Below are 25,636 nucleotides of genomic sequence, written 5' to 3'. Positions count from 1 at the left end.
GTGTCAGTCCTCATCGAGTACGGCGCTCAGGCGGACCCGGCGCTTGGGTGCTTCGTCCTTCGGAACAGTGCCCACGATCCCGGCGGTGTCGTCCGGGACCTCGAACACGATCAGCGGTTCGCCAACGTTGATCGTGTCACCTGGCGCACCGTGAATACGCACCACTTTACCCGCCTGTGGGCTGGGTAATTCGAGGGCGGACTTGGTGGTTTCCAGCTCCACGATGGGCTGGTTGCGTTCCACCTGCTGGCCCGGTTCCACCAGCCAGTCCAGCACGGTCGCTTCGATGAGGCCTTCGCCCAAATCGGGAAGCGGGAAGGAAATTTCAGCCACGGCGGTACTCCAGTACGCGTTGGATCCCAAAGAGGATGCGATTGATGTTCGGAATGTGCTCGTCTTCGAGGTCGCCGGAGGGGTAGGGGACGTCGAAGCCGGTGACCCGTTCCACCGGCGCCTTGAGTGTTGCGAAACAGCTCTGCGTGATGAGCTGGGCAACTTCTGCGCCGAGGCCGGAAGTCAGTGGCGCTTCATGAACGACGACGGCGCGCCGTGTCTTCCCGACGGACCGCGCCAGTGCTTCGGCGTCAATCGGTTTCAACCAGCGCAGGTCCAGGACCTCGACGTCGATGCCGTCCTCTGCTGCCAGTTCAGCAACCTGCAGGCACCGCGAAACCATGGCACCCCACGCTATGAGTGTCAGGTGCCGGCCCTCCCTGGCCACGCGGGCGCCGGTGAGGCCGCCGTCGACGTGCGCTGCTGTGCCTGGGGTGGGGTTGGTGACGTCCACAGGCCCTTTTTGCCAGTAACGGGATTTCGGCTCCATGAAGATCACCGGGTCCGGACGCGTGGCAGCGTACTTGAGCAAGTGGTACGCGTCGTGCGGGGTGGAAGGGGAGACCACCTTGAGGCCGGGTACATGGGCGAACAGGGCTTCCAGGCTTTCACCATGGTGCTCGGGTGCGCGGATGCCACCGAAGCTGGGGACGCGCAGCGTGATGGGCATCGGCAGGGTCCCACGGCTCCGGTAGTTCATCCGGGCGATCTGGCACACGATCTGGTTGATGGCCGGGTAGGCGAAGCCATCGAACTGGACCTCGGGGATGGGGTGGAAGCCGGCCATGGCGAGGCCAACCGACATGCCCAGGATGCCGGACTCAGCCAAGGGAGTGTCGAAGACGCGTGCTTCGCCGTGCTTGGCCTGCAGCCCATCGGTGATGCGGAACACGCCGCCCAACCGTCCGCAGTCCTCGCCAAAGATGACGGCCTTGGGGTTCTCGGCCAGGATCTCATCCAGTGCACGGTTCAGCGCCTGCTGCATGGACACTTGCTGTACGCCGGCTGCAGCCGTTTCCGTGCTGTTGTCTTTTAGTCGCAGATCGGTGATGGTCTCAGGCATGTTCTGACTCCTCGCGCCACGCGGTGGCCTGGGATTGAAGGGCTGGCGTTGGTTCCTGGAAGACCAGGCTGAACATTTCGGCGCCGGGCCTTGGACCCAGGTCCGCTATGCCCGCCCGGACGGCCTCTTCTTCTTCTGCGGCCAATCGCTGCGCGTCCGCGAAGAAGGCCTCGTCGGCCACGCCGTCCGTGAGCAGCCGCTGTTTGAACCGCTCCAGCGGATCTTCGCCGGCGTCCAGGCGTTCTTCCTCCAGCGTGCGGTACCGTCCCGGGTCATCAGCGGTGGAATGAGGGCCGCGCCGGTAGGTCATGGCTTCAATCACAACGGGGCCCTTTCCTGCCCGGCAGTGCGCGAAGGCAGAACGGGTCGCTTCGAAGACAGCCACCACGTCGTTGCCGTCCACCTGCAGGGACGGAATGCCGTATCCGGCCGCGCGCGCCGCGACGGAGCCGCCGGCCACCTGGCGTTCCGTGGGGACTGAGATGGCCCAGCCGTTGTTCTGGATGAAGAACACTACGGGGGCCTTCATGACGGCGGCGAAGTTCATGGCTTCGTGGACGTCACCCTGTGAGGAGGCGCCGTCGCCGAAGTACGTCATGGCGACGCCCAGGTCACCCTCTGCGTTGCCGGCGAGGGTTTGGCCGTGCGCCCATCCCACAGCATGCAGGACGGAGCCTGCCACGACAGCCTGGATGGGAGCGAACCTGGACTCCAAGGGGTTGTACATGCCGCCATGCCAGGTGGCTTTGTGGGTGGCCATGTAGCCCACCATGTCCAGGCCCATGGCCCGGGCTACGCCCATTTCGCGGTAGGTGGGGAACACAAAATCGCGGGTCCGGTCCACGGCGTAGCCGCTGCCTACCTGCGCGGCTTCCTGGCCGAGCCCGGGGGCATAACCGGGAATGATGCCTTGGCGCTGCCAGGCCACGGCTGAGGTGTCCAGGTGCCGGACTGCTGCCATCAGCGTGTACAGCTCACGGAGTTGATGGTGGGTGAGCGGGGCCGCGTCGTCATCGACGGCGGCCAGCACAGATTTGGTCGTCATGCTGTGACCCTAGTCACCCAGTAGAGCTGTGCGCAAACAGCACAGCTGATAGGAAACACTTTGCACAATTTGGGTACATAAAGAAGCCCTGCATAGTACAAACTGTGCAGGGCTTCTTGATGGTGATGAACAGTCGGTTTACTCCACGAGTGTGGGCTGCTTGGCGGCCTTGGACTTGGCGTTGATGAAGCAGCCGGCGGCGATGACCAGGATCAGGATGAACGTTCCGATCAGTTGTCCGGCACTTTCCGGGTTGGCGAAGCCCACCACCAGAATGATGCCGAGCAGGATGAGGCCAATGATGGTGAGTACGGGGAAGCCCTTCATGCGCAGCGGCAGTTCTGTGCCTTCCCTGTCAGCCCTGCGGCGCAGGATGAGCTGCGACACCAAGGCGGTGCCCCAGACCACCAGGCAGGTCGAGCCCACGAGGTTCAGCAGCGCGGGCAGGATTTTCTCGGGGAACAGCAGTTCCAGGACCGTTGCGATGAAGCCAAAAGCGACGGAAATTCCGACGGCGGCGACCGGAACCTTGGAAGCGCTCAGGCGGGACAGGAACCGGGGAGCTTCCCCGCGTTCGGAGAGGGAGAAGATCATCCGGGAAGCGCCGTACAGGTTGGCGTTCAGTGCAGAGAGCAAGGCGACGACGGCCACCAGGGTGATGGCAGCGCCGGCGCCCGGGATGCCGGCCAGGTCCAGGACTCCGGCGAACGGAGACTTCAGTCCGTCCGAACCGACCGGGAGAACAGCTGCGATGACAAAGACGGAGCCAATGTAGAAGACCAGGATGCGCCAGACCACGGTGCGAATGGCTTTGCCCACGCTGTGGGCGGGGTTCTCGGTTTCGGCGGCAGCAACGCTGACGATTTCGGTTCCGCCGAAGGCGAAGATCACGACGAACAGTGCTGCAGCAATGCCACCGATGCCGTTGGGGGCAAAGTCGCCGAAGGTCGAGAGCCCGGGGGAGGGGACGTTCGGCAGCCATCCGAAGAGCAGGGCTGCGCCGATCAGCAGGAAGATGACGATAGCGGCGACCTTGAGGATGGCGAACCAGAACTCGAACTCACCGAAGTTGCGGACGCCCACGAGGTTGATGCCGGTGAAGACCACCATGAACACCAGGGCGAGGATCCATACGGGAATCACGGGCCAGATCGAGAACAACAGTCCGGCCGCGCCGATGGCTTCTGCGGCAATGACCACCACCAGTTGGAGCCACCACAGCCAGCCGATGGTTCCGCCGGCGGTCTTGCCCATGGCCTTCTCTGCGTACACGGAGAACGCGCCGCTGTTGGGGTTGGCAGCCGCCATCTCACCGAGGGCCCACATGACCAGGATGATCAGCGTGCCGGCGACGAGGTAGGAAATGAGCACGGCCGGACCTGCAGCTTGGACCCCGGCGCCCGAGCCGAGGAAGAGGCCTGCTCCGATCGCACTGCCGAGCCCCATCATGGTGAGCTGGCGCGGTTTGAGCGAATGGCCGAGGCCGGATGTTGGGGCAGGAGCCGCGATGGACTTCGTTGTCATACGTGTCTACCTTCTATGGATTGCATGCTGGTTTGGCGTGTGGGCCTCATGGGCTTGGCACGCGGGCGTCGACGACGCAGCAAGAGCCGTGGAATAATTCTCGCAGTTTGTAAGATACATCACTTTTTGCTGTGGCGATGTGATGGGTATGGATCCCCGGGGACAGGAACTTTGATGCTGGTCGATGCGCTTGATGCAAAAATTGTACGTTTCTTCACGGATTCACCGCGATCTTCCGTGCTGGAGGCCTCCCGCGTGCTCAGGGTTGCCAGGGCTACCGTGCAGTCCCGGATTGATCGAATGATTGAGAACGGGGTCATCGGCTCGTGGGTACCGCAGCCCGACCCGGCCAATTTTGGTTTTCCGGTAGTGGCGTTCTGTTCGGTCACCATCACCCAGGAGATCGGCCACGACGCCATCATTGAAAGCCTAAGCGCCATTCCCGAGATCATCGAGGTCCATACCGTCACGGGGAACTCGGACCTCATGGTGCGGATTGCGGCACGTTCCAACCCGGACATGCAGCGCGTCCTTGATGCCATGATCGCCACAAAGTCGGTGGTCCGGTGTTCGTCGGTCATCGTGCTCAACAGTCACATCCAAGGCCGCACCCTGCCGCTGATGGAGGCAGCAGCCAAGACAGTGTGACGTCAGGCATTTTGCCAAGCGCCTGTTGAGTCGTACCATTAGTTCTAGTCAACATGACTTTAACTAGTTCTCCAAGTTACTGGTGGAGCGCTCCAGGCGGCGATGAAGCGAGGTGAACGCCGTGAACACCAACTCAGCGAACGTCGCCGAAAGGCGGCTTGCACCGCCGTCGTTGGCTATTTCTACGGTGATTTTCGCCCTTCGCCCCAGCGAGAAGTCCGGCCGCCCTACGCTGTGGCTGCCGTTGGTCCGGCGCATCCGCGAGCCCTACAAGGACATGTGGGCCCTCCCGGGCGGCCCGTTGGCCCACGACGAGTCCCTCCAGGACGCGGCGTCGCGAAACCTCCGTGAGACCACCGGGCTGACCCCGCAGTACCTTGAGCAGCTTTACGCTTTCGGTGGTCTTCACAGGTCGCCCACCCAGCGTGTTGTCTCCATCGTGTACTGGGCTTTGGTGCAACCCACCGAAGCTGCTTTGGCCGACGAGTCAGAGAATGTGCGGTGGTTCCGGGCCGACCGGCTCGGTGAACTCGCCTTCGATCACAACGCAATCGTGGACTACGCCTTATGGCGGCTCCGCAACAAGATGGCCTATGGGTCCATCGCCTACCACCTGCTGGGCGAATTCTTTACCCTCGCCCAGGTCCGCGAAGTCTATGAGGCCGTTCTGGACCGTCAGCTCGATCCCGCAAACTTCCGCCGACACGTCAAGGCAACACCGGAAATCGAAGAAACCGGTGAATACCTTCAAGGCGGCAAACACCGCCCACCCCGCCTCTACCGCTTCACCGGCACGCCCGGCCTCGGGCCAGATAACAGGAGTACACCATGAGCAGCGTCAACACTGCCGTCCAGCTGATCACTCGCGAGGAAGCCGAGAAGGGACTTTCCCGCGCAGGGTCCACGTGCAGCCCGGCCTTGGCCAGGGGCCCATGGGAATACGACCTTGCCGAAGCCCTCGCCGGCGAGCCCGCGTATGGGCCCGGTGCCTCCAGCAGCGACGTCGCCCCCAAGGCCACGCCACGCCAGGGCCAGTTGCCGGAGGAGTACAAAAAAGCCTCCGACGCCGAACTGGACGCCCGGATTCGGGCCGCCAAGGCAACACTCGGGGACCGCGCCGTCATCCTGGGGCACTTCTACCAGCGCGATGAGGTCATTCAGTATGCCGACTTCGTCGGCGATTCCTTCCAGCTTGCCAATGCGGCCCTCACCAGGCCGGACGCCGAAGCCATCATCTTCTGCGGCGTGCACTTCATGGCGGAAACCGCCGACATCCTTTCCACGCCGGAGCAAGCTGTCATCCTGCCCAACCTCGCAGCGGGTTGCTCCATGGCCGATATGGCGGACGAAGACTCCGTGGAGGAGTGCTGGGAACAGCTGGAGGAGATCTTCGGCACCGAGCCGGACGCATCAGGCCGCGTGCCGGTCATCCCCGTCACCTACATGAACTCTTCTGCTGCGCTGAAGGCTTTCTGTGGCCGCAACGGTGGCATCGTCTGCACCTCCTCCAACGCCAAGGTGGTCCTTGAATGGGCCTTCGAGCGTGGTCAGCGCGTCCTGTTCTTCCCCGACCAGCACCTGGGCCGCAACACTGCCAAGGCGCTTGGAGTCCCGCTGGAACAGATGCCCATGTGGAACCCGCGTAAGGAACTGGGCGGCAACGATGAACAGCAACTGCTCGACTCCAGGGTGATCCTGTGGCATGGCTTCTGCTCGGTCCACAAGCGCTTCAACGTGGGCCAGATCGAAAAAGCCCGCCAGGACTTCCCCGGCGTCAACGTGATCGTCCACCCCGAATGCCCTATGGAGGTAGTGGACGCAGCCGACTCCGCCGGATCCACGGACTTCATCAAGAAGGCCATAGCAGCTGCCACGGAACCCACCACTTTCGCCATCGGCACCGAGATCAACATGGTGAACCGGCTCGCTGCGGAAAACCCGCAGCACACCATCTTCTGCCTGGATCCGGTCATCTGCCCGTGCTCCACCATGTACCGCATCCACCCGGGCTACCTCGCCTGGGTCCTTGAGGAGCTGGTGGAAGGACGAGTGGTCAACCGCATTACCGTGGACGACTCCGTGCAGGACAACGCCAAGATTGCGCTGGAGCGCATGCTGGCAGCCAAGCCTGCCTAACGGTCGGGCATACCCCAACGGACTAGCCGAATCGAGCCCCATATGACTACAGAGAGCCTTGCTCGCGGCCCCGGGCCCCAGCGGCTGATCGTCGTCGGAAGCGGCATCGCAGGACTGTACTCAGCCCTGCTGGCCGCGGAAGCCGGGGCGGAAGTGGTGTTGCTGACCAAGGGAGCCCTTGCAGACAGCAACACCTACTACGCCCAAGGTGGCATCTCGGCTGTGCTGGACGAGCCTGCTCCCGGAGACACTGTTGCCGCCCACATTGCCGATACCCTCACAGCCGGTGCTGGGCACTGCAATGAAGAGGCAGTGCGGGTGTTGTGCACCGAGGCGCGGCTGGACATCGCCGGGCTGGGGCGGTTCGGCGTCGAGTTCGACCTTGACGACGACGGCGACCCCGCCTTGGGTCTTGAAGCCGCCCACTCCGCTCCACGGATCCTGCACGCCGGCGGCGATGCCACCGGCGCCGGGGTGGCGGCCGCACTGATCCGCACTGTCCTGGACTTTCAGGCAGCCGGCAAGATCCAGGTCATCGGGCACGCCCACGTCACGTCGCTCTCGCTGGGCGGACAGCATGGTGGCCGTGTGGTGGGGGCCAATTTCCTCCACGAAGGGCGCCACCTCGGCGTCCATGGCGACTCCGTGTTGCTGGCCACCGGGGGCGCCGGACAACTTTTCGCCCAGACCACCAACCCCTCCGTCGCCACAGCGGATGGCCTGGCGCTCGCCTGGCGCGTCGGCGCGGCCGTAGCCGACCTTGAATTCTTCCAGTTCCACCCCACCTGCATGGTCCTTCCGGCCGAAGCCCGGGAGGTGGAAGGCAACAACGACCCCCTGCTGATTTCCGAGGCCGTCCGCGGGGAAGGTGCCGTCCTCGTGGACGCCCAGGGTCACCGGTTCATGCCCGGCTACCACCCGGACGCCGAACTCGCACCCCGGGACGTCGTCTCCCGCAGCATCGCCCTGCATCTGGCAAAACTCGGCGATCCCAACGGCCATGTGTTCCTCGACGCCACCGTGATCGAAGAGCAGAGGGGCAGCGGCTTCCTGGCCAAGCGCTTCCCCACCCTCAGCAAGAGGACCCGCCAAGCAGGCGTCGACTGGACCCGGGAACTGGTCCCCGTGGCGCCGGCGGCCCACTACTGGATGGGTGGGGTGGTGACCGACCTCTACGGCCGCACCTCTGTTCCTGGGCTCTTGGCTGCAGGCGAAGTGGCTTGTACCGGTGTGCAAGGGGCCAATCGCTTGGCAAGTAACTCCCTGCTTGAGGGGCTGGTGTTTGGGCGGCGGGCTGTTGACGTTTTTCTCTCTGGTGAGTCGCCTGACGGCACCGCCGGCCCCTTGGCGCCTGCGCTCGCGCCTCGAACCGGCGATCGCCTCGCAAGCTCGGCGGCCGGTTCGGGCGCTCACGCGACAACGGCGCTGTCGAGGCCTCCGGCACCGCTGGAATTGTTGGAGGGTCATCCGTTCGCCCACCCTGCCTCCTCCAGTGGGTTCTCACGCCATGCGCTGCGGCTCCTCATGACAGCCAAAGCGGGCGTGTTGCGTGATGGTCAGTTGTTGGCTGAGGCCGCGGAAACTCTTGGGTCTTGGGAGGGTGAGGTTCTGCCCTTGGATGTTCCTGATTCATTCGATGTCCGGGAACATGAGGACTCCAACCTTCTGCTGGCTGCCCAGTTGCTCGTGCGGGCGGCCCGGGAACGGCGGGAGTCCTTGGGGGCGCATTACCGCAGCGACAGCGTGGGGGAACCAGCCGCCGTCGACGATTTTGACAAGCGTTACACCATGAGCCGGAAAGTGAGCCTCGTCCATGACTAACCTGACCCTCCCCGCAGCCCCTGTCCGGGACATCCTGGAGCGGGCATTCGCGGAGGACGCACCCAGCGGGGACATTACCTCCCAGTTGCTGATCCCCGCTGACGCCCGGGCAACCGCCGTGCTGAACGCGCGGGTTCCCGGTGTCTTCAGCGGCGGAACCGTGTTCCGCGATGCCATGAAGCTTGTGGACCCTGATACCGACGTGGAACTGCTGCTCGCCGATGGTGAAGCGTTCGACGCCGGCACGCACCTTGCGCGGGTCAGCGGCAGCGCCCGCTCCGTGCTCCTCGCTGAACGCGTTGGGCTCAACCTGGTGCAGCGGATGAGTGCCATTGCTACGAAGACCGCCGAATTTGTCCGGCTCGTGGAAGGTACCCGCGCCAGGATTACGGACACCCGTAAGACCACGCCCGGCCTGAGGGTCCTTGAACGCTACGCTGTGCGCTGTGGTGGGGGAGCGAACCACCGCTACAGCCTGTCCGATGCCGTGCTGGCCAAGGACAACCACCTGGCCGTCATGACCGGCGGCGACTCCACCAAGCTCACTGAGCTGTTGGTTGCTGCCAAAGCCCAGCTGGGCCACACCACGCACTTCGAAGTTGAAGTGGACCGCGCTGAGCAGATCGAACCCGTGCTGGCGGCCGGCGTGGACACCATCATGCTGGACAACTTCTCCATCGAGGAACTCAGGGCCGGGGTCAAGCAGGTGGACGGCAGGGCCATGGTGGAAGCCAGCGGCAACGTCAATGTCACCACCGTCACCGAAATAGCCGCGGCCGGCGTGGACGTGATCTCCATTGGGGGCCTGACCCACAGCGTGAGCGCCCTCGATCTCGGCCTCGACGTTGTCCTAGAGACAGCCTGACGGTCCCATGATCTTCCTCGACGCCGCAGCCACCACCCCCGTACGCCGCGAGGCACTTGAGGCCATGTGGCCGTACTTGAGCGGTGAGTTCGGCAACCCCTCCAGCCACCACACCCTGGGTGAAGCGGCAGCAGCAGCGCTCGCCGGGGCGCGTGCCGGCGTCGCGAAGATCCTCAATTGCCGTGCGGGGGAGGTCACTTTCACTTCCGGAGGCACTGAGGCAGACAACCTGGCCGTCAAAGGCATCGCGCTGGCCCGGCGGTCGGCTGATCCGACACTGAACAGGGTGGTCATCAGCGCGATCGAACATCCTGCAGTGGAGGAATCGGCGAGGTACTTGGAGCGGGTGCACGGCTTCATCGTGGATGTGCTGCCGGTGGACGCTGAGGGCCTGGTGTCGGTTGAGGGGCTGAGGGCCGTGGTGCGGCCCGAAACGGCATTGGTCAGCATCATGTACGCGAACAACGAGATCGGAACGGTCCAGCCGATTCCAGCCCTGGCAGCAGTGGCGCGGGAACACGGCGTCCCCTTCCACACCGATGCCGTCCAGGCTGCCGGGTGGTTGACCTTGGACGTCAAGGCGCTCGGGGTGGATGCCCTGAGCATGTCCGGACACAAACTTGGTGCCCCCAAAGGATCCGGTGTGCTTTTCACCAAAGGGCGGCTCCGGGTGGAGCCCTTGGTTCACGGTGGGGGCCAGGAACGGGGTAAGCGCTCGGGTACGGAGAACGTGGCTGGCGCCGTGGCATTGGCCACCGCGTTGTCGTTGGCCAGCGCGGAGCAACCAGAGCAGTCCGCTCGAGTCTCAGGCTTGAGGGATCAGTTCATTGAACGGATCCGGGCTGGTGTCGCGGGCACTGTGGTCACTGGCCACCGGCTGCAGCGGTTGCCATCGGTGGCGTCCTTCTGTTTCCCGGGCACCAGTGGAGAATCGGTGTTGCTGGAGCTTGAGCGCCTTGGCGTAGTGTGTTCCAGCGGCTCGGCCTGCGCTGCGGGATCCGATGCTCCGTCACCTGTCTTGGTGGCCCTGGGCATCGCACCTGAAACGGCACAGACGGCCGTGCGCTTCAGCTTCACCTCGACTGTCACCGAAACAGAACTGGAGCAGGCCGCCGACGCCGTGGAAACCGCCGTCGGACGCGTCCGGAACCTGGCATCCCCGCAAGCGGGATAGCTGCACTGTGGCCGGTTGCCGCAGTACGACGGGTTACACGTGCCGGGCGCGCCGGAAAATCCAGTGCCTCAGCAGGGTAAACCGAACCGCTGTGGCCACGAAGCCGGACAACGTAGTAGTCCACAATTCTTCGGTGACTGTGGCTTCCGGCCTGATGAGGTGCAGGACGCCCAGGCTGCCTCCCGTGATGACCAAGGCAATGGCGATCACTATGACGCCACTGAGGTGGTCCCGGGTGCGTTTGTTCTTTCCCGTGATCTTGAACGTGAGCCGGCGGTTCAGCGCAGTATTCATCAGGGACGTCACAATCAGTGCCACGGCGTTGGCCAGCTGAGGGTCAATCCATGGACGCAACAACGCGTAAATGGCCAGCGAGCTTGCCGTGCACACCACTCCGACTCCGGCGAAGCGGGCCAGTTGCCGCACGACGGGGTATCTGAGGACTCCGCGGTGCCGTGTGCGGGGTGGTTGCTGTGGGGGAGACGGGCGCAGCTCAGTGGCGTCCGCAGCTGTCTCCATGGCTTAAGCCTGACACATCAAGCGGGCTGGTCCTCCCAGGATGCGCTGTTGACGGGGTTCCGGAGCTCGCCGATTCCTTCAATCCGGCACACCACAGTGTCGCCGGGTTGAATGCGGGCGCACTCTGCGGGGAACCCTGTCAGCACCAGGTCGCCGGGCTGGAGGGTCATGAAAGAGCTCAGGTAGACCAGGATCTCGTCCACCTTCCAGCCCAGATCAGCAGAACTGGCGGTCTTGAGTTCATTGCCGTTGTGCACGATCCCGATCTCCAGGTTCGAGTCGTCAAGATCGGTGACCATCCAAGGCCCCGCCGGCGTAAACGTGTCCTGGCTCTTGGCACTGATCCAGAGCTCGTCGGTCTTTTGCAGGTCCCGGGCCGATACGTCGTTGCCGATGGTGTAGCCAAGAATCGCTGACCGGGCTGTTTCCAGCGTCAGGCCCCGCGCAGGGCGCCCGACGACGACCGTCAGTTCCGCTTCCGGGTCGACGTAGCCCACGCCGGAGTCCAGCTGGATGGCTTCCCCCGGGCCGATCACGCTCGATGCCGCCTTGTGGAAAGCCTGGGGCGGCAGGTCACGTCCCGGCTGCCCGGTGTTGTGTGCCATGCCAAAGACGTTCACAGGCACTGAAGGCGCGAGGAAAGTAAAAGCATCCTGGCTCACCACGGCGCCCAGCTCCCACCCTTTCCTGGCAGGGCTGTTGGCATTGGCCCTCGACGCCGGGAAAGGGGACTCCACCACAGTCCACCTGGTGCCTTCCACCGAAGTGAAATCCGGGGCGTCGTTGGCCACAAAGAAGTGCTCGTCGGGGTACTGGCGAGCCAAGGGTTGGCCGGCGACGGTCGGAACGGGGGTGGGGCGGACACGGGCTATGCGGCGGGGGGCAGGCATGGTCATGATGACATCCTACGTCCTCCCTGCCTGATGCCTCGCGTTGTGGGGCCCGCTTTACGTCCTGTGGCAGAGTCTTGGCGCGCAGGGCAGGCCCCGCAACGCCTCAGGCGAGCGGGGCCGATCCGAAAGCAACACTGAACCGATCGCACCAAAGCACCACGGACGTCAGCCCCGTGATGTCGGTGCCAGCCGGAACAACATAGTTTTGGTTGCCGTGCGTGGCCTTGATGGGGCCAAGGTCCACATAGCGTCCCGAGCGGTATTTGAACCAGTCTCCGCCGGCCTCCTGGCTGCTGAGCCAGACCTTGACGTCAGGCCCGTCACTGCTTGCCAAATTCTCGAGGCGGAGCAGATGGCTGCCGTCGGGGAGCATCAACAGCTGCGCCGTGCCGGTGGTTTGATGTTCCTGGGATTGGAAAATGCCGCCGCCAACCACTGCCGGGCCGCTGGGTGGAGCCTGGCTTGGCACGGCCTGGCTTGGCGGCGCGCTCGCCGTCCCGCCAGCCGACGGTTGACCCGTGGACACACCCACCACCGGCAGCGCCTCATTGACGCTGCTGCTGGTGAACAGCCGCCACGGTTGGAAGAGCGCAGCCGCTACCACCACCACTGACAGGATCAGCACTCCGACCATCGCAGCAAGGGTCCTGTGGTCCCGTATGAAACTCCGCCATCGGTTCATAGCTCAAGGCTAGGCTTCACGTCATCGGAGCGGGGGCTTCATAGCTTACGGTACGGTGACGTGCTGTTGCCTGGGCCGTTCCCCGGAGGAACCTGGGCGGCAAACCCAGCCACCGGGCTTAGAATCCGACTCATGCGGCTGGCGATCATCGGACTGGTTCTCCTTGTGGCAGGCGGTGTCACCGTGGCCACGGGCGTCCTGCCATGGCAGGAAGTAGCGGTCCTGGTGGACCGGGTGGCGCCTATCCTGGGATTCGTCGTCGCAATGACCGTGGTGACAGAGCTCGTCAGCGAAGCCGGCACCTTTCAATGGATCGCGCGGCGGCTGCGTCGGTGGGGCCGCGGCAGCGGTGTCCTCCTCTGGCTGCTGTTGGCGTTGTTCGCGATTTTGAGCACCGTTTTCCTGTCGCTGGATACGACGGCGGTGCTCTTGACGCCTGTGGTGGTCACGGTGGCCCGACAAACGGGTCTCCCAGTCCTGCCCTCCGCCCTGACAACGGTGTGGTTGGCGAATACGGCAAGTCTTTTGCTCCCGATTTCCAACCTGACCAACCTGTTGGCCCAGCACCATCTTGGCAACATCAGTCCGATACGGTTTGCCCAGCTGATGTGGGCACCATCGTTGGCCGCAATACTGGTTCCCCTAGCCTTCATCGCCGTGGTATTCCGGCGCGACCTTCGCAAGACCTATGCCCTCGATGCTGCACGTCCAGCCCAGGTCCCACCGGCGGCTCCTGTAGCGGACAGACTCCTGCTGGTGGTCAGCGCAGCAGTCCTGGTGTTGCTTTTGCCCGCGTTGGTGTCCGGTGTTGCCATCTGGATTCCGGCCACAGGGGCAGCCCTGATCCTTGCCGGGGTGTTTGCCTTCCGACGACCCAAAGTCCTCACAGTGACGCTGGTTCCGTGGTCGTTGTTGCTGTTCACCTGTGGCCTCTTCCTGGTGGTGGAGGCTACCCAATACCTCGGTGCCTCAGTGCTGCTGGGACAGGTGGCAGGCCAGGGAAGCGGGTTCATTGAGCTGCTCAGGCTGGCCATGACGGGCGCCCTGGGCTCCAACCTGGCCAACAACCTTCCGGCATATCTTGTGGCTGAGCCCCTGGCGGGAAGTCCGGAGCGGGTGGCCGCGCTGCTGGTGGGTGTGAACGCAGGTCCCTTGATCACGCCGTGGGCTTCGTTGGCCACCCTGCTGTGGCATGACCGGCTGATGCGGATGAATGTGCTGATCACATGGAAGGGCTACGCCGTGTACGGCCTGATCGTGGCACCGCTGACCATACTGGCGGCCGTCGCGGCGCTCGCAGCTGCTGGCGCGGGAGGAACGTTTGGTTAGCCCACGTACAGTTCGCCCACGGGAACTTCCGTGGCCAGGCGGTTGTCCGGCCCGGCCAAGGGGCACGCCCAAGCTTCGTTGTAGGCGCAGGAGGGGTTGTAGGCGAAATTGAAATCGAGGACGAACTCCTGTTCTCCGGACGAATTTCTTGTCCCGTGGAATGAGCCCTTGACCGTGTCCAGCAGGTAGCGACCCGCCCCGTAGCTTCCACCGTCCTTCCCAGCTGTTGCGTCGCGGAACGGGACAAAGATCCCGCCGCCGTAGCTCCGGAGCCGCCACACCGCCAACGAGCCCAGGCCGGTCAGCTCGAAAGTACCGATGCGGACGAACGGCACCACGCCATCGGTGCCCGTCTCAACATTCATTTCCTGCCCGGAGCCGTGGGGAGAGAGCACCGCGTATTTGCGGAAGGCGGGGTCGTAGCCGGCTGTGCGGAGTCCTGAGAATGAAGCCTTCATCTCCGCAGTCAGCGCTGATGCTGGATGGGTGGCGAACATCAGGTCCCGCTCCTGGCGCCAGAAAACGTGGGCGTCGAACGGGTTGGTGGCCGCCAGCTGACGCACTTTGTCGTACAGCGCGAATGTCCGCAAGCGCCAGTCAGCAATATCAACCGCTGACATGGTGGGGATGTCGTCCTCGAAATAGTCCTGGTGATCGGGAGCCATACCCTCAGCCTAGTCCTGTGCGTGTCGCGGTATCGCCGCCGATAGGCTGTGGTCATGAAGGGCATCATGAACCTGGAGTGTGTTCCGGTGAAGCTCGCTGCCTTGGTGCTGGCAGGGTCGGTGCTCGCCGCAGCTTCCGCTTGTTCAGCTGAAAACAAGGGACCCCAGGTCTCTTCTACGGCGACGTCGAAGCCCAACAGTCCGGAGTCGGGTACAGGCGCGCCAACAGACAGTTCGACGGCGGAACCCGGCACGGCGGGCAACCCACCTTCCGCAACGCCTGGTTCCGGAGGGACGGCAGCCTCGCCTGATCCGGCCGGCGCCAGTCCCAGTCCCAGTGGGGCAGCAACAGCGCTGTCATGGAAGACGTATTCGGATCCGGCCAAGACTGTCAGCTTCGATCTGCCCAGGGATTGGATTGCCCAGTCGGTAACTCCGGATGCGGGTTCTTTGGCGGGAGCCGTGAAGGTGGAAGTCAAGGACGGTGGGGGCGCCTATGTTGCCACCCTCCAGACAGGCCTGCCTCCATCCACTCCGGCGGATTGCCCGGCCGGCCAGGGGCGGCCGTATGTGGTGATCAGCAGCGTCCCCTTGGACGTCCCCCATTCGGATGGTCCGGACACCATTGACCCGCGGGTCGTTTTCCGGGTGATCCAGGGCTACAAGTTTTTCGGTTCCTACGGCATCACCAACATGGTGGCGGGGGCTGATGGGCAGTCGTGCGAACTCCGGAACCGGGTGTTGGGACCGGCGGGAAAGGGCGACTATTCGTTTGGTGACGTCCCCGCCCTTCATGCGTTTGCCGCCGATGAGAAGGTGGCGCCGGCCAAATCCTTCGACACTCTGGACCTGGCCGCGAAGTACGCGGTCCACGGTTCTGAATTCGCCAATGTCCAGCGGATGCTACTGTCTCTGAAGGTCAATCAATAGTCCCGCGATTGGCTGCTTCACACAAACGGCGCCGTTGGGGACTGCCCGCCGCAACATATCCCGGAGATCAATGGAACGCAACGTTGCTGCCACGCTCGTTTTCAAGACCGCAGCCAGCACCAAAGTAGCCATGGCAATAGCCGTGGCCCGGAATTCCGGTTACGACTCAGTGACGGAAACCCTGTCCATCACCTCCGCCGGTGACGAGCTTCCCTTCGCCGAACTCAGCGACCACCACGGTGGCCGATTCCATTACCTTGAGTTCACCGAGCCCAGTGAAGTGACGGTGGAGTACCGCGCCACTGTTCACGGCTTTGGCATCCCTGAAACGTCCACTCCCATGGAGTTGATCCGCTACGTCAGGCCCAGCAGGTATGCGGAGTCTGACAGGCTGCTGCCCACCTCCTACGCCGAGTTTGGCTCGCTGCAAGGAGCTGAACTGCTCCAGGCGGTCCGCAACTGGGTCAACGCGGAACTCCGCTACGTCAGCGGTTCGTCCCGGGGTACCGATGGTGCCGTGGAAACGTTGCTGCACCGCAAGGGGGTGTGCCGCGATTTCGCCCACCTGGCCATTGCGTTGTTGAGGGCCAAGGACGTACCTGCCCGGCTCGCAGCTGTGTACGCCCCCGGGTTGAGTCCCATGGATTTCCATGCCGTGGCCGAAGCGTACATTGACGGTGCTTGGTACATTATCGACCCCACGGGCCTGGCACCCCGTGAATCCATGCTGAGGATCACGGCAGGCCGGGATTCCTCGGATACGGCGTTCCTCTCCACTGTGGGTGGCAGCCTGACACTGAAGACCCTCAAAGTCAGTGCCTCGGTCAATGGCGAGCTCCCGGTAGAGGATCTCCGGGAGCCCGTCAGCCTTCGTTAGTGTCCCGCCACGGACGCACGGAGTTTTTCCGTTAGACGAAGGAGTTCGCGCTGTTCTTCGGGGGTGAGGGCCGGTCCCACCAAGTGGGCGATGTCCCGCACGTGTTCCCGCCCGATCGTTTTTTGAAGTTCGCTGCCCGCTTCGGTGAGTGAGAGCAACACTCCGCGGCCGTCGTCGGGGGCTGCCGTCCGCTCCACCAAGCCGCGCTTCTCAAGACGGTCCACCAAGCGGCTCAGGCTCGACTGGCTCAACAGCACTTTGTCGTTGATTTCGTTGAGCCTGAGCTGCCCCGACGGGCACTTGGAGAGCGTAAAAAGAACGTCGTATTCCTTGACTGGAAGGGTTTTGAACGCCGGTCCTGACTGAAGCTTCCGCATCACCGCCACCTGGGAGCGGAACAACGACTCCCAGGTTTCGGCGGCGAGGCGAACGGCGGAGGACGCAGCGCCTGTTGGACCGGACATCAGGCGTCCTGCCCCGCGGCACCGGCAGTTGCGGATTCGCTGACTTTTTCTTCCAATGCTGCGGCAACGCGGGATGCGTGCGTCGGAGCATCCGGCACGTGTGCCGGCTTCATGGCAGCATATTCCTTGCGCAGGACGGGAAGGACTTCCTCGCCGAAGAGGTCCAACTGCTCCAGGACAGTCTTCAGGGGAAGGCCGGCGTGGTCGATCAGGAACAGCTGGCGCTGGTAGTCCCCAAAGGCCTCGCGGAAGGTCAGGGTCTTTTCAATGACTTCCTGGGGGCTTCCTACGGTCAATGGCGTCTGGGAGGTGAAGTCCTCCAGCGACGGTCCGTGGCCGTAGACCGGCGCATTGTCGAAGTACGGGCGGAATTCCTTGACAGCGTCCTGGGAGTTCTTCCTCATGAAGAATTGCCCGCCGAGGCCCACAATCGCCTGGTCTGCCTTGCCGTGTCCATAGTGCTCGTAACGCTCGCGGTAGAGGCCGATCAGCTGCTGGTAGTGCTCCTTGGGCCAGAAGATGTTGTTGGCAAAGAAGCCATCGCCAAAGTACGCAGCAACCTCTGCGATCTGCGGCGTACGGATGGAACCGTGCCACACGAACGGAGCCACGCCGTCGAGCGGTCGAGGAGTGGAGGTGAAGTTCTGCAGCGGCGTGCGGAACTTGCCGGACCAATTGACGGTGTCCTCATCCCACAGCTTGCGGAGCAGGCTGTAGTTTTCGATCGCGAGTTCGACGCCGTCCTGGATGTTCTTGCCGAACCAGGGGTAGACCGGCGCCGTGTTGCCACGGCCGAGGACCAGGTCCACGCGGCCGTCGGAGAGGTGCTGAAGCATGGCGAAGTCTTCGGCAATCTTCACCGGATCATTGGTGGTGATGAGCGTGGTTGCAGTGGAGAGCGTGATGCGCTCGGTCTGCGCGGCGATGTAAGCCAGTGTGGTGGTGGGGGAGGAGGAGAAGAACGGCCGGTTGTGGTGCTCGCCCAGGGCGTAGACATCCATACCGATTTCTTCGACCTTTTTGGCGATGGCAACGGACGCCTTGATGCGTTCGTTTTCCGTGGGCGTGTGGCCCGTGGTGGGGTCAGTGGTGATGTCGCTGACGCTGAATACGCCGATCTGCATGATGTGCCTTTCTCCCTGCCCGTGGTCCCGGGCTCTTTCAACAGTGTACCTCAAACTAGATGCATTTGCATGTATCGGTACCTGTAACAGGGCAGGGCCGGGAATTGTTCCCGGCCCTGCCTGCAAGGTGAGTCTGTTGGCGGTGGCTGCTATTCGCCGGGATGGTGGGCTGCGCGGCGGCCCTTGACCCTGGGAATCATGCCCGTGGTCCAATCCTGGAATTCGTCCGACGAGCCGCTTCCGGTCGGCGTCGGCTTGTCCTGCAGGGCGTTCAGCAGGTCCTTCTTCTCCCGGCGTCCCTCCACCAGCTTGTAAAGTACCGGGACCAGCACCAGCGTCAAGGCCGTGGAGGAGACCAGCCCGCCGATCACCACAATGGCCAGGGGCTGTGAAATGAACCCGCCGCCGCCCGTGAGTCCCAAGGCCATGGGCGTCAGTGCGAACACCGTGGCCAATGCCGTCATCAGGATGGGGCGGAGGCGCTGGCGGGCACCGTGCGTGATGGCGTCTGCCACGTTCATGCCAGGGCTGCCATCGTGGGGCTTGCGGTACTGGTTGATGAGGTCGATCAGGACGATTGCGTTGGTCACCACGATGCCCACCAGCATCAGCATGCCGATCAGCGAAGGCAAGCCCAGCGGAACACCGGTCACCAACAGCAAGCCGACGGCGCCCGTGGCGGCGAAAGGAACCGACACCAGCAGGATCAGCGGTTGGATGAGTGACTTGAATGCGGCCACCATGATGACGTAAACGATCGCGATGGCCGCCAGCAGTGCCAGGCCCAACTGCCGGAAAGACTCGGCCTGCTGGGTTGTGGCACCGCCGATGGTGGCGGTGACCCCGGCCGGAAGTTCCACTGATGCCAGGCGCTCCTGAACGGCGGTGCTCACGCTGCCCAGGTTGGAACCTGACGGCGTCACGGTCACCCGCGCGGTGCGTTGCCCGTTGCTGCTGGTGATGGAGACAGGAGTATCAACCTGCTCGACCGCGGCAATGGACTCCAACGCCACCCCGCCGCGTGCTGTGGGGAGCTGGAGTGCCCGGACTGAAGCGATGCTGGTGAAGCGTGTGCCCTCACCGATCTGTACCGGGTAGTCGTTGGTATCGATCCGGACGGTACCGGCAGGGATGGGGCTGACGGTGGTGGCCAGGAAGGCCCCTACCTGTTCCTCCGTCAAGCCGGCTGCAACGGCTTTCGCGCGGTCAACGCGGACTTGGACCACCGATTGCTTGGACGCGAGGTTGGTAGCTACCTCGGAACTGCCCGGCACCCCGTCCATGGCCTTTACCATGGCGTCGCTGGCAGTCTGGAGGTCGGCGGAGTTAGCCGCCCGGATGGTGATGTCCACTGTGGAGGACGTACCAAAGCCGCCTTGCTGGGACCCGACGGTAACCTTCCCCGCGGCACCTTCAAGTTGTGATCTAACCTCATCCTGAAGCTTGGCTTGGTTCACTTTCTCGTCGGTGACAATGGTGAACGTCGAGTTGGACGAACCGGTTGATGTCAGGGCAGCGAAGCCTGTCTGCGCATTTCCGGAGGTGACCTGCACGTCCTTGATGCCGTTGATGCCCTTCAGGGCGTTTTCGATTTTGGCGGCTTCATCGCTGGTGGCCTGCAGGCTTGTCCCGGCGGGCAGGACCTGGCGTACGGTCATGCTGTTCTCGCCGGAGCGGCCCAGCAGGTCGGTGGCCAGAAGCGGTGAAACGGCAACGGTCGCCACGAGCACCAAAGCCGCGGCCGACAGCGTGATGACCGGGTGCTTTTGTGTTTTCGCGAGGATCGGAAGGTAACCGCGCTGGAGCCTGCTCTTTTGCTCGGCGTCCCGGGCCTTCTTTGCCGCCTCCTGGGTGGAGGCCGCCGCATCAGCGCCCTTTGCCGGGGACGCGAGGAACCAGTAGGCCAGCACCGGAACGATCGTGAGCGAAACCAACAATGACGACAACAGCGCGATGGTCACTGTGAGGGCGAACGGCCGGAACAGCTCTCCAGCGAGGTCACCTACAAAGGCGATGGGCAGGAAGACGGCCACGGTGGTCAGTGTGGAGGCCGTGATGGCTCCGGCGACTTCACGGATGGAAGTCAGGATGGCGGTGAGCTTGTGTTCGCCGTAGCTGAGGTGTCGCTTGATGTTCTCGATCACCACGATGGAGTCATCCACCACACGTCCGATCGCAATGGTCAGTGCGCCCAAAGTGAGGATGTTCAGTGAGTAGCCGGTGGCGTAGATGCCTATGAAGGTGATCAAAAGGGACAGCGGTATGGAGACGGCGGTCACCAGGGTGGACCGCACGGACATCAGGAATACCAGGATGACGGCCACAGCGAAGCCCAGTCCAAGAAAGCCTTCGGTGGTGAGGTCCTTGATGGACTTCTCGATGAACGGGGCCTGATCGAAGACCGGCGTGAAGGTGGCGTTGTTGCCCAGCTCGTCCTGCATGGGTCCGATCGCATCGCGCACGGCATGCGAGATCGCCACAGTATCGCCCTCGGGCTTTTTGGTGACGGACAGTGCCAGCGTCGGCTTGCCATTGGTGCGCGTGATGGAGGTAGCGGCGTCGTCCTCGATGCTGACGTCGGCCACTGCCCCGATGGTGGCAGCATTCTTTGCCCCTGTCAGGGGAAGTCCCTTAATGATGTCCAGGGAATCCACGGGACTGCCCAGCTGGAGGGACAACGTCTTGCCTTGGTCCTCGATGGTGCCTACGGGGACCAAGGTTCCGTTGTTCTTCAGGGCATTACTGATGGCCTGGATGGATGCACCGCTGCTGGCCAGGTCTGCCGGACGGGGCTGGATCAGGATGTGCTGGCTGGCCCCGCCCGTCACATCGGCGCCGCGGACGCCGTCGATTTTCTGGAGCCGGGGAACGCTTAGCCGCAAGAGGTCGGCATTGAGTTCACTGAGGGGCTTGTCCGAGGATACGGCCAAGTAGACGATGGGGAAATCGCTGATGTTCCCGGCAATGGACTGGGGCTCGACGTCGGCGGGCAGCACCCGCTTGGCGTTGGAGATGGCCCGGTCGATCTGGTTCCGTGCCCGGTCAAGGTTGGACCCGTAGGTGAATACCATGGTGATCTGCGATACACCATTGCGGGAGGTCGACGTGGTGGACTCCAGTCCCTCAACACTGTTCAGTGCTGTTTCCAGGGGCTGGCTCAATTGCTTGTCCACGACCTCCGGGGAAGCCCCGGGCATGGAGGTCACCACAGTGATCTGCGGGAACTCGATGGACGGAATGAGTTCCTGCTTCAGGGATCCCATGGTGATCACGCCGAACACCGCCGCAAAGACGGTGATCAGCGCGATCAGGGCCCGGTTTCCCAGAGAAAGCTTGGCCAGGCGGAACATTGCATTGACTCCCAGGGTCTACGTAACGATTCGTCTGACGGGAACCGGCCGCAGCCCCGGGTATGGCCTAGCTTTGGACGGCGTTGGCCACGTCAAGCTGCAGCGACCGCGCGGTGCTTGCTTCCAGTTCGGCAGCGAGCTCAGGGTTCTCGTTGAGCTTGACGCCATAGCCCGGCATCATGTCCTTGAGCCTGGACTGCCAGCCCTTGAAGTTCTTGGGGAAGGACTTCTGCAGCAGCTCGATCATGATCGGTACCGCCGTGGAAGCGCCCGGCGAGGCACCCAGCAGCGCGCCAATGGAACCATCGCGGGAGGCAATGACCTCGGTGCCGAACTGCAGGACGCCACCCTTCTGAGGGTGCTTCTTGATGATTTGTACACGCTGGCCAGCGGTAATCAGTTCCCAGTTGCCACCGGATGCCTCGGGGTAGTACTCACGCAGAGCCTCAACCTTGGCCTCGTGCCGCTTGGCAACCTCTTTGATGAGGTACGCGGTGAGGTCCATGTTGTCCTTGGCCACAGCCAACATGGGAATGATGTTTCCGGGTCGGATGGACAGCGGAAGATCCAGGTAGCTGGAGGTCTTCAGGAAGTTGGTGGAGAAACCGGCGTACGGGCCGAACAGGAGGGAGCGCTTGCCGTCCACGTAGCGCGTATCCAAGTGCGGGACGGACATGGGCGGCGCGCCCACGGATGCCTGGCCGTAAACCTTGGCGCTGTGCTGTGACGTGATGGCGTCGTCGGTGCAGCGGAAAAACTGGCCGGAAACGGGGAAACCGCCGTAGCCCTTGCTCTCAGGAATACCGGAGGCCTGAAGCAGGTGGAGGGCACCGCCGCCGGCTCCCACGAAGACAAACTTCGCGTGGATGCGGCCGTGCTCGCCGGACTTGGGGTGCTTGATGGACAGGTCCCATCCACCACCGGATGCGCGGCTGATGTTGGTGACGTCGTGCCCGTAGTTGACCTCGGCACCACTGTCCTGCAGGTAGGTTGTGAGCTCACGCGTCAGGGCGCCGAAGTCGACGTCGGTGCCTTCAGCTGCGCGGGTAGCGGCCACGCGCTGCTTGCGGTCCCGTCCCTTGACGATCAGGGGAGCCCATTGTGCGATCTGGTCCTGGTCCTCGGTGTATTCCATGCTGCGGAACAGCGTATTGGGCTTGAGTGCCTCGTACCGGGTCTTGAGGAAGTTCGCGTGGTCGTCGCCAATGACGAAGCTCATGTGCGGGACGGTGTTGATGAAGCCCTTGGGGGATCCAATGACTTTGGTGTCCACCAGGTGGGACCAGAACTGACGTGACAGTTGGAACTGCTCGTTGATGTGGAGGGCCTTGGAAGGGTCCACGGAGCCGTCTTTGGCTGCGGGGGAGTAGTTAAGCTCACACAGCGCGGCATGCCCGGTGCCGGCGTTGTTCCACGGTCCGGAGCTCTCAAGCCCCGCTTCGTCGAGTCGTTCGAACAGGGAGATGGTCCAGGTGGGTTCGAGTTGCTTGATGAACGCACCAAGGGTGGCACTCATGATTCCGCCGCCAATAAGGACGACGTCGGCATGTTGAGTCTTGGAAATGAAGGTCACGATCAATCTCCGTTAGCGGCGGCACTGGCTGTCACAGAATATCCCCGCGAAGACCCAATACTGAAATTGCGGGCGAACGTCAAGGCTTTAAGCGGACGTTCGTGAAAACTTCGTTGAGGACCGGTGAAGCCGGGTAGCTTTCCACCTTGTTGGACAACGCCAAAGCGGAGATGGGGAAGGCGATCGGCACTGCCGGTACCGAGGCCGCGATCTCTGCGTTGATGGCCTGGTACTGGGCGTTGCGGTCGTCTCCGTCAGGCATGGCGCGTGCCCGCTCGATCTTGTGGAAGACTTCCGAATCCGCATAGCCGAACTCTGGCCGGGTTTCGCCGAAGAGCGGCCCCAGGAAGTTATCGGCGTCGGCGTAGGAGCCGTTCCAGCCCAGAAGGTGCAGTCCACGATCTCCCGCCGACTGGACCCGTTGCAGGTAGCCACCCTCCCAGTCCACCGGCACTGGCTTGATGTTGAAGCCAACAGCAACCAGTTGGCGGCTGATTTCGGCATAGATCTTCTCGGGAGTGGGCATGTAGGCGCGGGTGGCGTTCAGCGGGTAATAGAACTTGATTTCCTCACCCTTGTAGCCCGCCTTTTCCAGAAGTTCCTTGGCCTTCTCCGGGTTGTACCCGAGGGACGGGGCGTTGTTGTTGAACCCACTGAGCTTGGGCGGCACGAACTGTGAGGCCTGTGCAGTGTTGTCGATGAAGAACCGCCGGATCAGCGTTTCCTTGTCTACTGCCATTTCGATGGCCTGGCGGACTTCGAGCTTCTCCAAGGGCGCCACGGCTTGGTTGATCCCGAGGTACATCACGGAGAACGGGTCGCGCTGGATGATCTGGACACCCTTCTTGACCAGTTGGTCAAAGGTTCCGGGTGTTACGAGGTCGTAGGCGTCGATCTTCCCGTCCAGGAGGGCCTGCTGCCGCGTTTCGGCGCGATCGAAGGGGATGAAATTGATGGTGGCTATTTGGCCCCTGTTGCCCCAGTACCCCTTGTACGTGGAGAGCGTGAGTCTGTTCTCATCCCAAGCGCTGAACTCATAGGGGCCCGTGCCTACGGGGTGGCTGGCATAGGCGGACACGGCCTGGCCGTTCAAGGTCTGGTTCAGCACATTCGCTTTTTGCGCTTCAAGGGCGGTGGGCGAGGAGATGGCAAAAGCAGGGAGGGTCAGCGCCTGCAGGAAACCGGTGAAGGGCCGCGTCAGGTTGATCTGGACGTCGTTGGCCGAGACCACTTTGCAGTCCTTGAAGATGGAGAACACCGGCTCATCGGAATAGGCCTTGAACACCCCTTGGAACGAAATGCCGGGTGCTTGTTTCCGGAGTTCAGCGGGAAAGGTGAACCAGCGATTGAAGTTTGCGCAGACAGCGGCAGCGTCCAGTGGAGTGCCGTCGTGGAAGGTTACCTCGGAGCGGAGCGTGAAATCGTAGCTGAGCCCGTTGTTGCTGTCTTTCCACTCCGTAGCCAGAAGTGGAGTTGTCTCACCGGTGGCGCCATCCACGCCGACCAGGCCTTCGAGGACCTGCCGAGTGACACGGTAGGACTCGGAATCCGCGGTCATGGCGGGATCGAGTCCCAGCGGCATGGATGCTGTGCCGAAGTTGAAGGTGGCGGTGGGCTCCACCGGAGCGGTACTGCTGGAGGACGAAGACGGTGCCGGGCCCGGTGTTCCCGTGCACGCTGCCAGCCCCAAAACCGCTACGGCAGCTCCGAACTGTACGGTCAGGCGCCGCATTTTGCTGCTTGCCACTCTTGTCCCCTCAAGCCGGTTGGAAGTGCTGTGGCCGGCTTCGGCCAGACCGCATTCCAGTCTAGTTGAACGTCCTGAGTGCACTTCCCAGCACATTTTCAGGAAGCCATCCCCGCTGCTTGAGGAAAAAACACCCCCGTGCTGCAGAGTTCTGCAACCGGGGGTATTCCGGGTGGCCCATGGCCACTGTGTGTTTCATGCTGTGCGCAAGGGGGGACTTGAACCCCCACGCCCGAAGGCACAGGAACCTAAATCCTGCGTGTCTGCCAATTTCACCACTCGCGCTGGCTGATGGCCGGTGCCCTGGGGCGGCCCGCCATCGGCCTCCAGTGTACCCGCTACTTGTCCAGCTTGAGGTCCCGGCGAAGCTTGGCAACATGCCCGGTTGCGCGGACGTTGTATTGCGCCAGGGACACTTTCCCCTCGGGGTCCACCACAATGGTGGACCGGATCAATCCCATGTAGGTCTTCCCATAGTTCTTCTTCTCGCCCCAGGCTGCGTAAGAGTCAGCCACTGCATGGTCCTCGTCCGAGAGCAGCGGAAACGTCAGCTGTTCTTCGGCTGCAAACTTGGCCAGTGCCTTGACGGGATCGGGGGAGACGCCAACGACGTCGTAGCCTGCAGCCTGGAGCGAGGCCAGGGTGTCACGGAAGTCACATGCTTCCTTGGTGCAACCCGGGGTGGAGGCTGCAGGGTAGAAGTACACGATGGTTTTGCGCCCTTGGAAGTCCGACAAGCTGACGCTTTTGCCGGTTTCGTCGGGAAGTGTGAAGTGGGGGGCAACGTCGCCCGGGATAAGTCGTTCTGCCACAATATGCTCCTTGCTGGGGATCGCGATTTCCCAGTTTAGTGGGGAGGAGCCGCGCTGGCTCC

General features: G+C 63.1%; 23 protein-coding genes and 1 tRNA gene. 9 read left to right on the top strand and 15 right to left on the bottom strand.

Going from position 1 to position 25,636, the window contains the following annotated elements; genetic code table 11:
* Positions 1–3: 3 nt before the first annotated feature.
* The 4 genes from QEH68_RS12985 to QEH68_RS12970 form a co-directional block, all read right to left on the bottom strand.
* Positions 4–333, bottom strand: a complete 330-nt coding sequence (locus QEH68_RS12985; RefSeq protein WP_017200407.1) for a biotin/lipoyl-containing protein — start codon at positions 331–333, stop codon at positions 4–6.
* A complete protein-coding gene (locus tag QEH68_RS12980; RefSeq protein WP_280623060.1) occupies positions 326–1,396 on the bottom strand; it encodes an alpha-ketoacid dehydrogenase subunit beta in 1,071 nt (356 codons plus the stop codon). Before QEH68_RS12980 ends, QEH68_RS12985 begins: the two co-directional genes overlap by 8 nt.
* Positions 1,389–2,441, bottom strand: coding sequence for a thiamine pyrophosphate-dependent enzyme (locus QEH68_RS12975; protein ID WP_280623059.1), 1,053 nt, complete (start codon positions 2,439–2,441; stop codon positions 1,389–1,391). Before QEH68_RS12975 ends, QEH68_RS12980 begins: the two co-directional genes overlap by 8 nt.
* A 138-nt stretch (positions 2,442–2,579) precedes the next feature.
* A complete protein-coding gene (locus QEH68_RS12970; protein WP_280623058.1) occupies positions 2,580–3,965 on the bottom strand; it encodes an amino acid permease in 1,386 nt (461 codons plus the stop codon).
* Between the two features lie 174 nt (positions 3,966–4,139).
* On the opposite strand from QEH68_RS12970, the gene QEH68_RS12965 reads away from it, so the two are divergent.
* The 6 genes from QEH68_RS12965 (at position 4,140) to QEH68_RS12940 (ending at position 10,609) form a co-directional block, all read left to right on the top strand.
* On the top strand, positions 4,140–4,613 hold the full coding sequence (locus tag QEH68_RS12965) for an Lrp/AsnC ligand binding domain-containing protein (RefSeq protein WP_207593857.1): 474 nt from the start codon (positions 4,140–4,142) through the stop codon (positions 4,611–4,613).
* A 112-nt stretch (positions 4,614–4,725) separates the two neighbouring features.
* Entirely contained in the window at positions 4,726–5,445 is a 720-nt protein-coding gene (locus tag QEH68_RS12960) for an NUDIX domain-containing protein (protein WP_280623057.1), read from the top strand.
* Complete coding sequence (gene nadA, locus QEH68_RS12955) at positions 5,442–6,749, top strand: quinolinate synthase NadA (RefSeq protein ID WP_207593855.1); 1,308 nt, start codon at positions 5,442–5,444, stop codon at positions 6,747–6,749. The genes QEH68_RS12960 and nadA overlap by 4 nt, the downstream gene beginning before the upstream one ends.
* Positions 6,750–6,791: 42 nt before the next feature.
* A complete protein-coding gene (locus QEH68_RS12950) occupies positions 6,792–8,570 on the top strand; it encodes an FAD-binding protein (protein ID WP_280623056.1) in 1,779 nt (592 codons plus the stop codon).
* Positions 8,563–9,435 carry a carboxylating nicotinate-nucleotide diphosphorylase gene (gene nadC / locus QEH68_RS12945; protein WP_207593853.1) on the top strand — a complete coding sequence of 291 codons (873 nt, stop codon included), beginning with the start codon at positions 8,563–8,565 and terminating at the stop codon, positions 9,433–9,435. Before QEH68_RS12950 ends, nadC begins: the two co-directional genes overlap by 8 nt.
* A gap of 7 nt (positions 9,436–9,442) precedes the next feature.
* Complete coding sequence (locus QEH68_RS12940; protein ID WP_280623055.1) at positions 9,443–10,609, top strand: cysteine desulfurase family protein; 1,167 nt, start codon at positions 9,443–9,445, stop codon at positions 10,607–10,609.
* A gap of 33 nt (positions 10,610–10,642) precedes the next feature.
* Here the strand turns inward: QEH68_RS12940 and QEH68_RS12935 are convergent, their stop codons facing one another.
* From QEH68_RS12935 to QEH68_RS12925, 3 genes are all read right to left on the bottom strand, one after another.
* Positions 10,643–11,128, bottom strand: coding sequence for a GtrA family protein (locus tag QEH68_RS12935; protein ID WP_280623053.1), 486 nt, complete (start codon positions 11,126–11,128; stop codon positions 10,643–10,645).
* A 17-nt stretch (positions 11,129–11,145) separates the two neighbouring features.
* Complete coding sequence (locus QEH68_RS12930; RefSeq protein WP_280623052.1) at positions 11,146–12,024, bottom strand: fumarylacetoacetate hydrolase family protein; 879 nt, start codon at positions 12,022–12,024, stop codon at positions 11,146–11,148.
* Positions 12,025–12,124: 100 nt separating this feature from the next.
* Positions 12,125–12,703, bottom strand: a complete 579-nt coding sequence (locus tag QEH68_RS12925) for a DM13 domain-containing protein (protein WP_280623051.1) — start codon at positions 12,701–12,703, stop codon at positions 12,125–12,127.
* A 132-nt stretch (positions 12,704–12,835) separates the two neighbouring features.
* On the opposite strand from QEH68_RS12925, the gene QEH68_RS12920 reads away from it, so the two are divergent.
* Complete coding sequence (locus tag QEH68_RS12920) at positions 12,836–14,032, top strand: SLC13 family permease (protein ID WP_280623050.1); 1,197 nt, start codon at positions 12,836–12,838, stop codon at positions 14,030–14,032.
* Here the strand turns inward: QEH68_RS12920 and QEH68_RS12915 are convergent.
* Entirely contained in the window at positions 14,029–14,697 is a 669-nt protein-coding gene (locus tag QEH68_RS12915) for a DUF1684 domain-containing protein (RefSeq protein WP_280623049.1), read from the bottom strand. The two genes, QEH68_RS12920 and QEH68_RS12915, sit on opposite strands and share 4 nt — an antisense overlap.
* Before the next feature lie 54 nt (positions 14,698–14,751).
* Between QEH68_RS12915 and QEH68_RS12910 the strand changes: the two genes are divergently transcribed.
* Positions 14,752–15,627, top strand: a complete 876-nt coding sequence (locus tag QEH68_RS12910; RefSeq protein WP_280623048.1) for a hypothetical protein — start codon at positions 14,752–14,754, stop codon at positions 15,625–15,627.
* Positions 15,628–15,697: 70 nt separating this feature from the next.
* Entirely contained in the window at positions 15,698–16,504 is an 807-nt protein-coding gene (locus QEH68_RS12905) for a transglutaminase family protein (RefSeq protein WP_280623047.1), read from the top strand.
* Here the strand turns inward: QEH68_RS12905 and QEH68_RS12900 are convergent.
* From QEH68_RS12900 to bcp, 7 genes are all read right to left on the bottom strand, one after another.
* Complete coding sequence (locus tag QEH68_RS12900; RefSeq protein WP_207593845.1) at positions 16,501–16,968, bottom strand: MarR family winged helix-turn-helix transcriptional regulator; 468 nt, start codon at positions 16,966–16,968, stop codon at positions 16,501–16,503. The genes QEH68_RS12905 and QEH68_RS12900 overlap by 4 nt on opposite strands.
* The gene (locus tag QEH68_RS12895) at positions 16,968–18,092 is read right to left on the bottom strand and encodes an LLM class flavin-dependent oxidoreductase (RefSeq protein ID WP_207593844.1); all 1,125 of its coding nucleotides are present in this window, start codon (positions 18,090–18,092) and stop codon (positions 16,968–16,970) included. The genes QEH68_RS12900 and QEH68_RS12895 overlap by 1 nt, the downstream gene beginning before the upstream one ends.
* Positions 18,093–18,241: 149 nt before the next feature.
* Positions 18,242–21,442, bottom strand: a complete 3,201-nt coding sequence (locus tag QEH68_RS12890; RefSeq protein ID WP_280623046.1) for an efflux RND transporter permease subunit — start codon at positions 21,440–21,442, stop codon at positions 18,242–18,244.
* Between the two features lie 67 nt (positions 21,443–21,509).
* On the bottom strand, positions 21,510–23,015 hold the full coding sequence (locus tag QEH68_RS12885) for a malate:quinone oxidoreductase (protein WP_207593842.1): 1,506 nt from the start codon (positions 23,013–23,015) through the stop codon (positions 21,510–21,512).
* A 79-nt stretch (positions 23,016–23,094) separates the two neighbouring features.
* Positions 23,095–24,762, bottom strand: a complete 1,668-nt coding sequence (locus tag QEH68_RS12880) for an ABC transporter substrate-binding protein (RefSeq protein WP_280623045.1) — start codon at positions 24,760–24,762, stop codon at positions 23,095–23,097.
* Between the two features lie 203 nt (positions 24,763–24,965).
* Positions 24,966–25,047 (bottom strand) — tRNA-Leu (locus tag QEH68_RS12875).
* A gap of 53 nt (positions 25,048–25,100) precedes the next feature.
* Positions 25,101–25,574, bottom strand: a complete 474-nt coding sequence (bcp, locus tag QEH68_RS12870) for a thioredoxin-dependent thiol peroxidase (protein ID WP_280623044.1) — start codon at positions 25,572–25,574, stop codon at positions 25,101–25,103.
* Positions 25,575–25,636: the final 62 nt, after the last annotated feature.

Origin of the sequence: Paenarthrobacter sp. OM7, from assembly GCF_029873575.1 — a bacterium.
Lineage (GTDB): Bacteria > Actinomycetota > Actinomycetes > Actinomycetales > Micrococcaceae > Arthrobacter.
The sequence above is the reverse complement of the archived record's forward strand: the minus strand, read 5'-3'. Positions and strand labels throughout refer to the sequence as shown.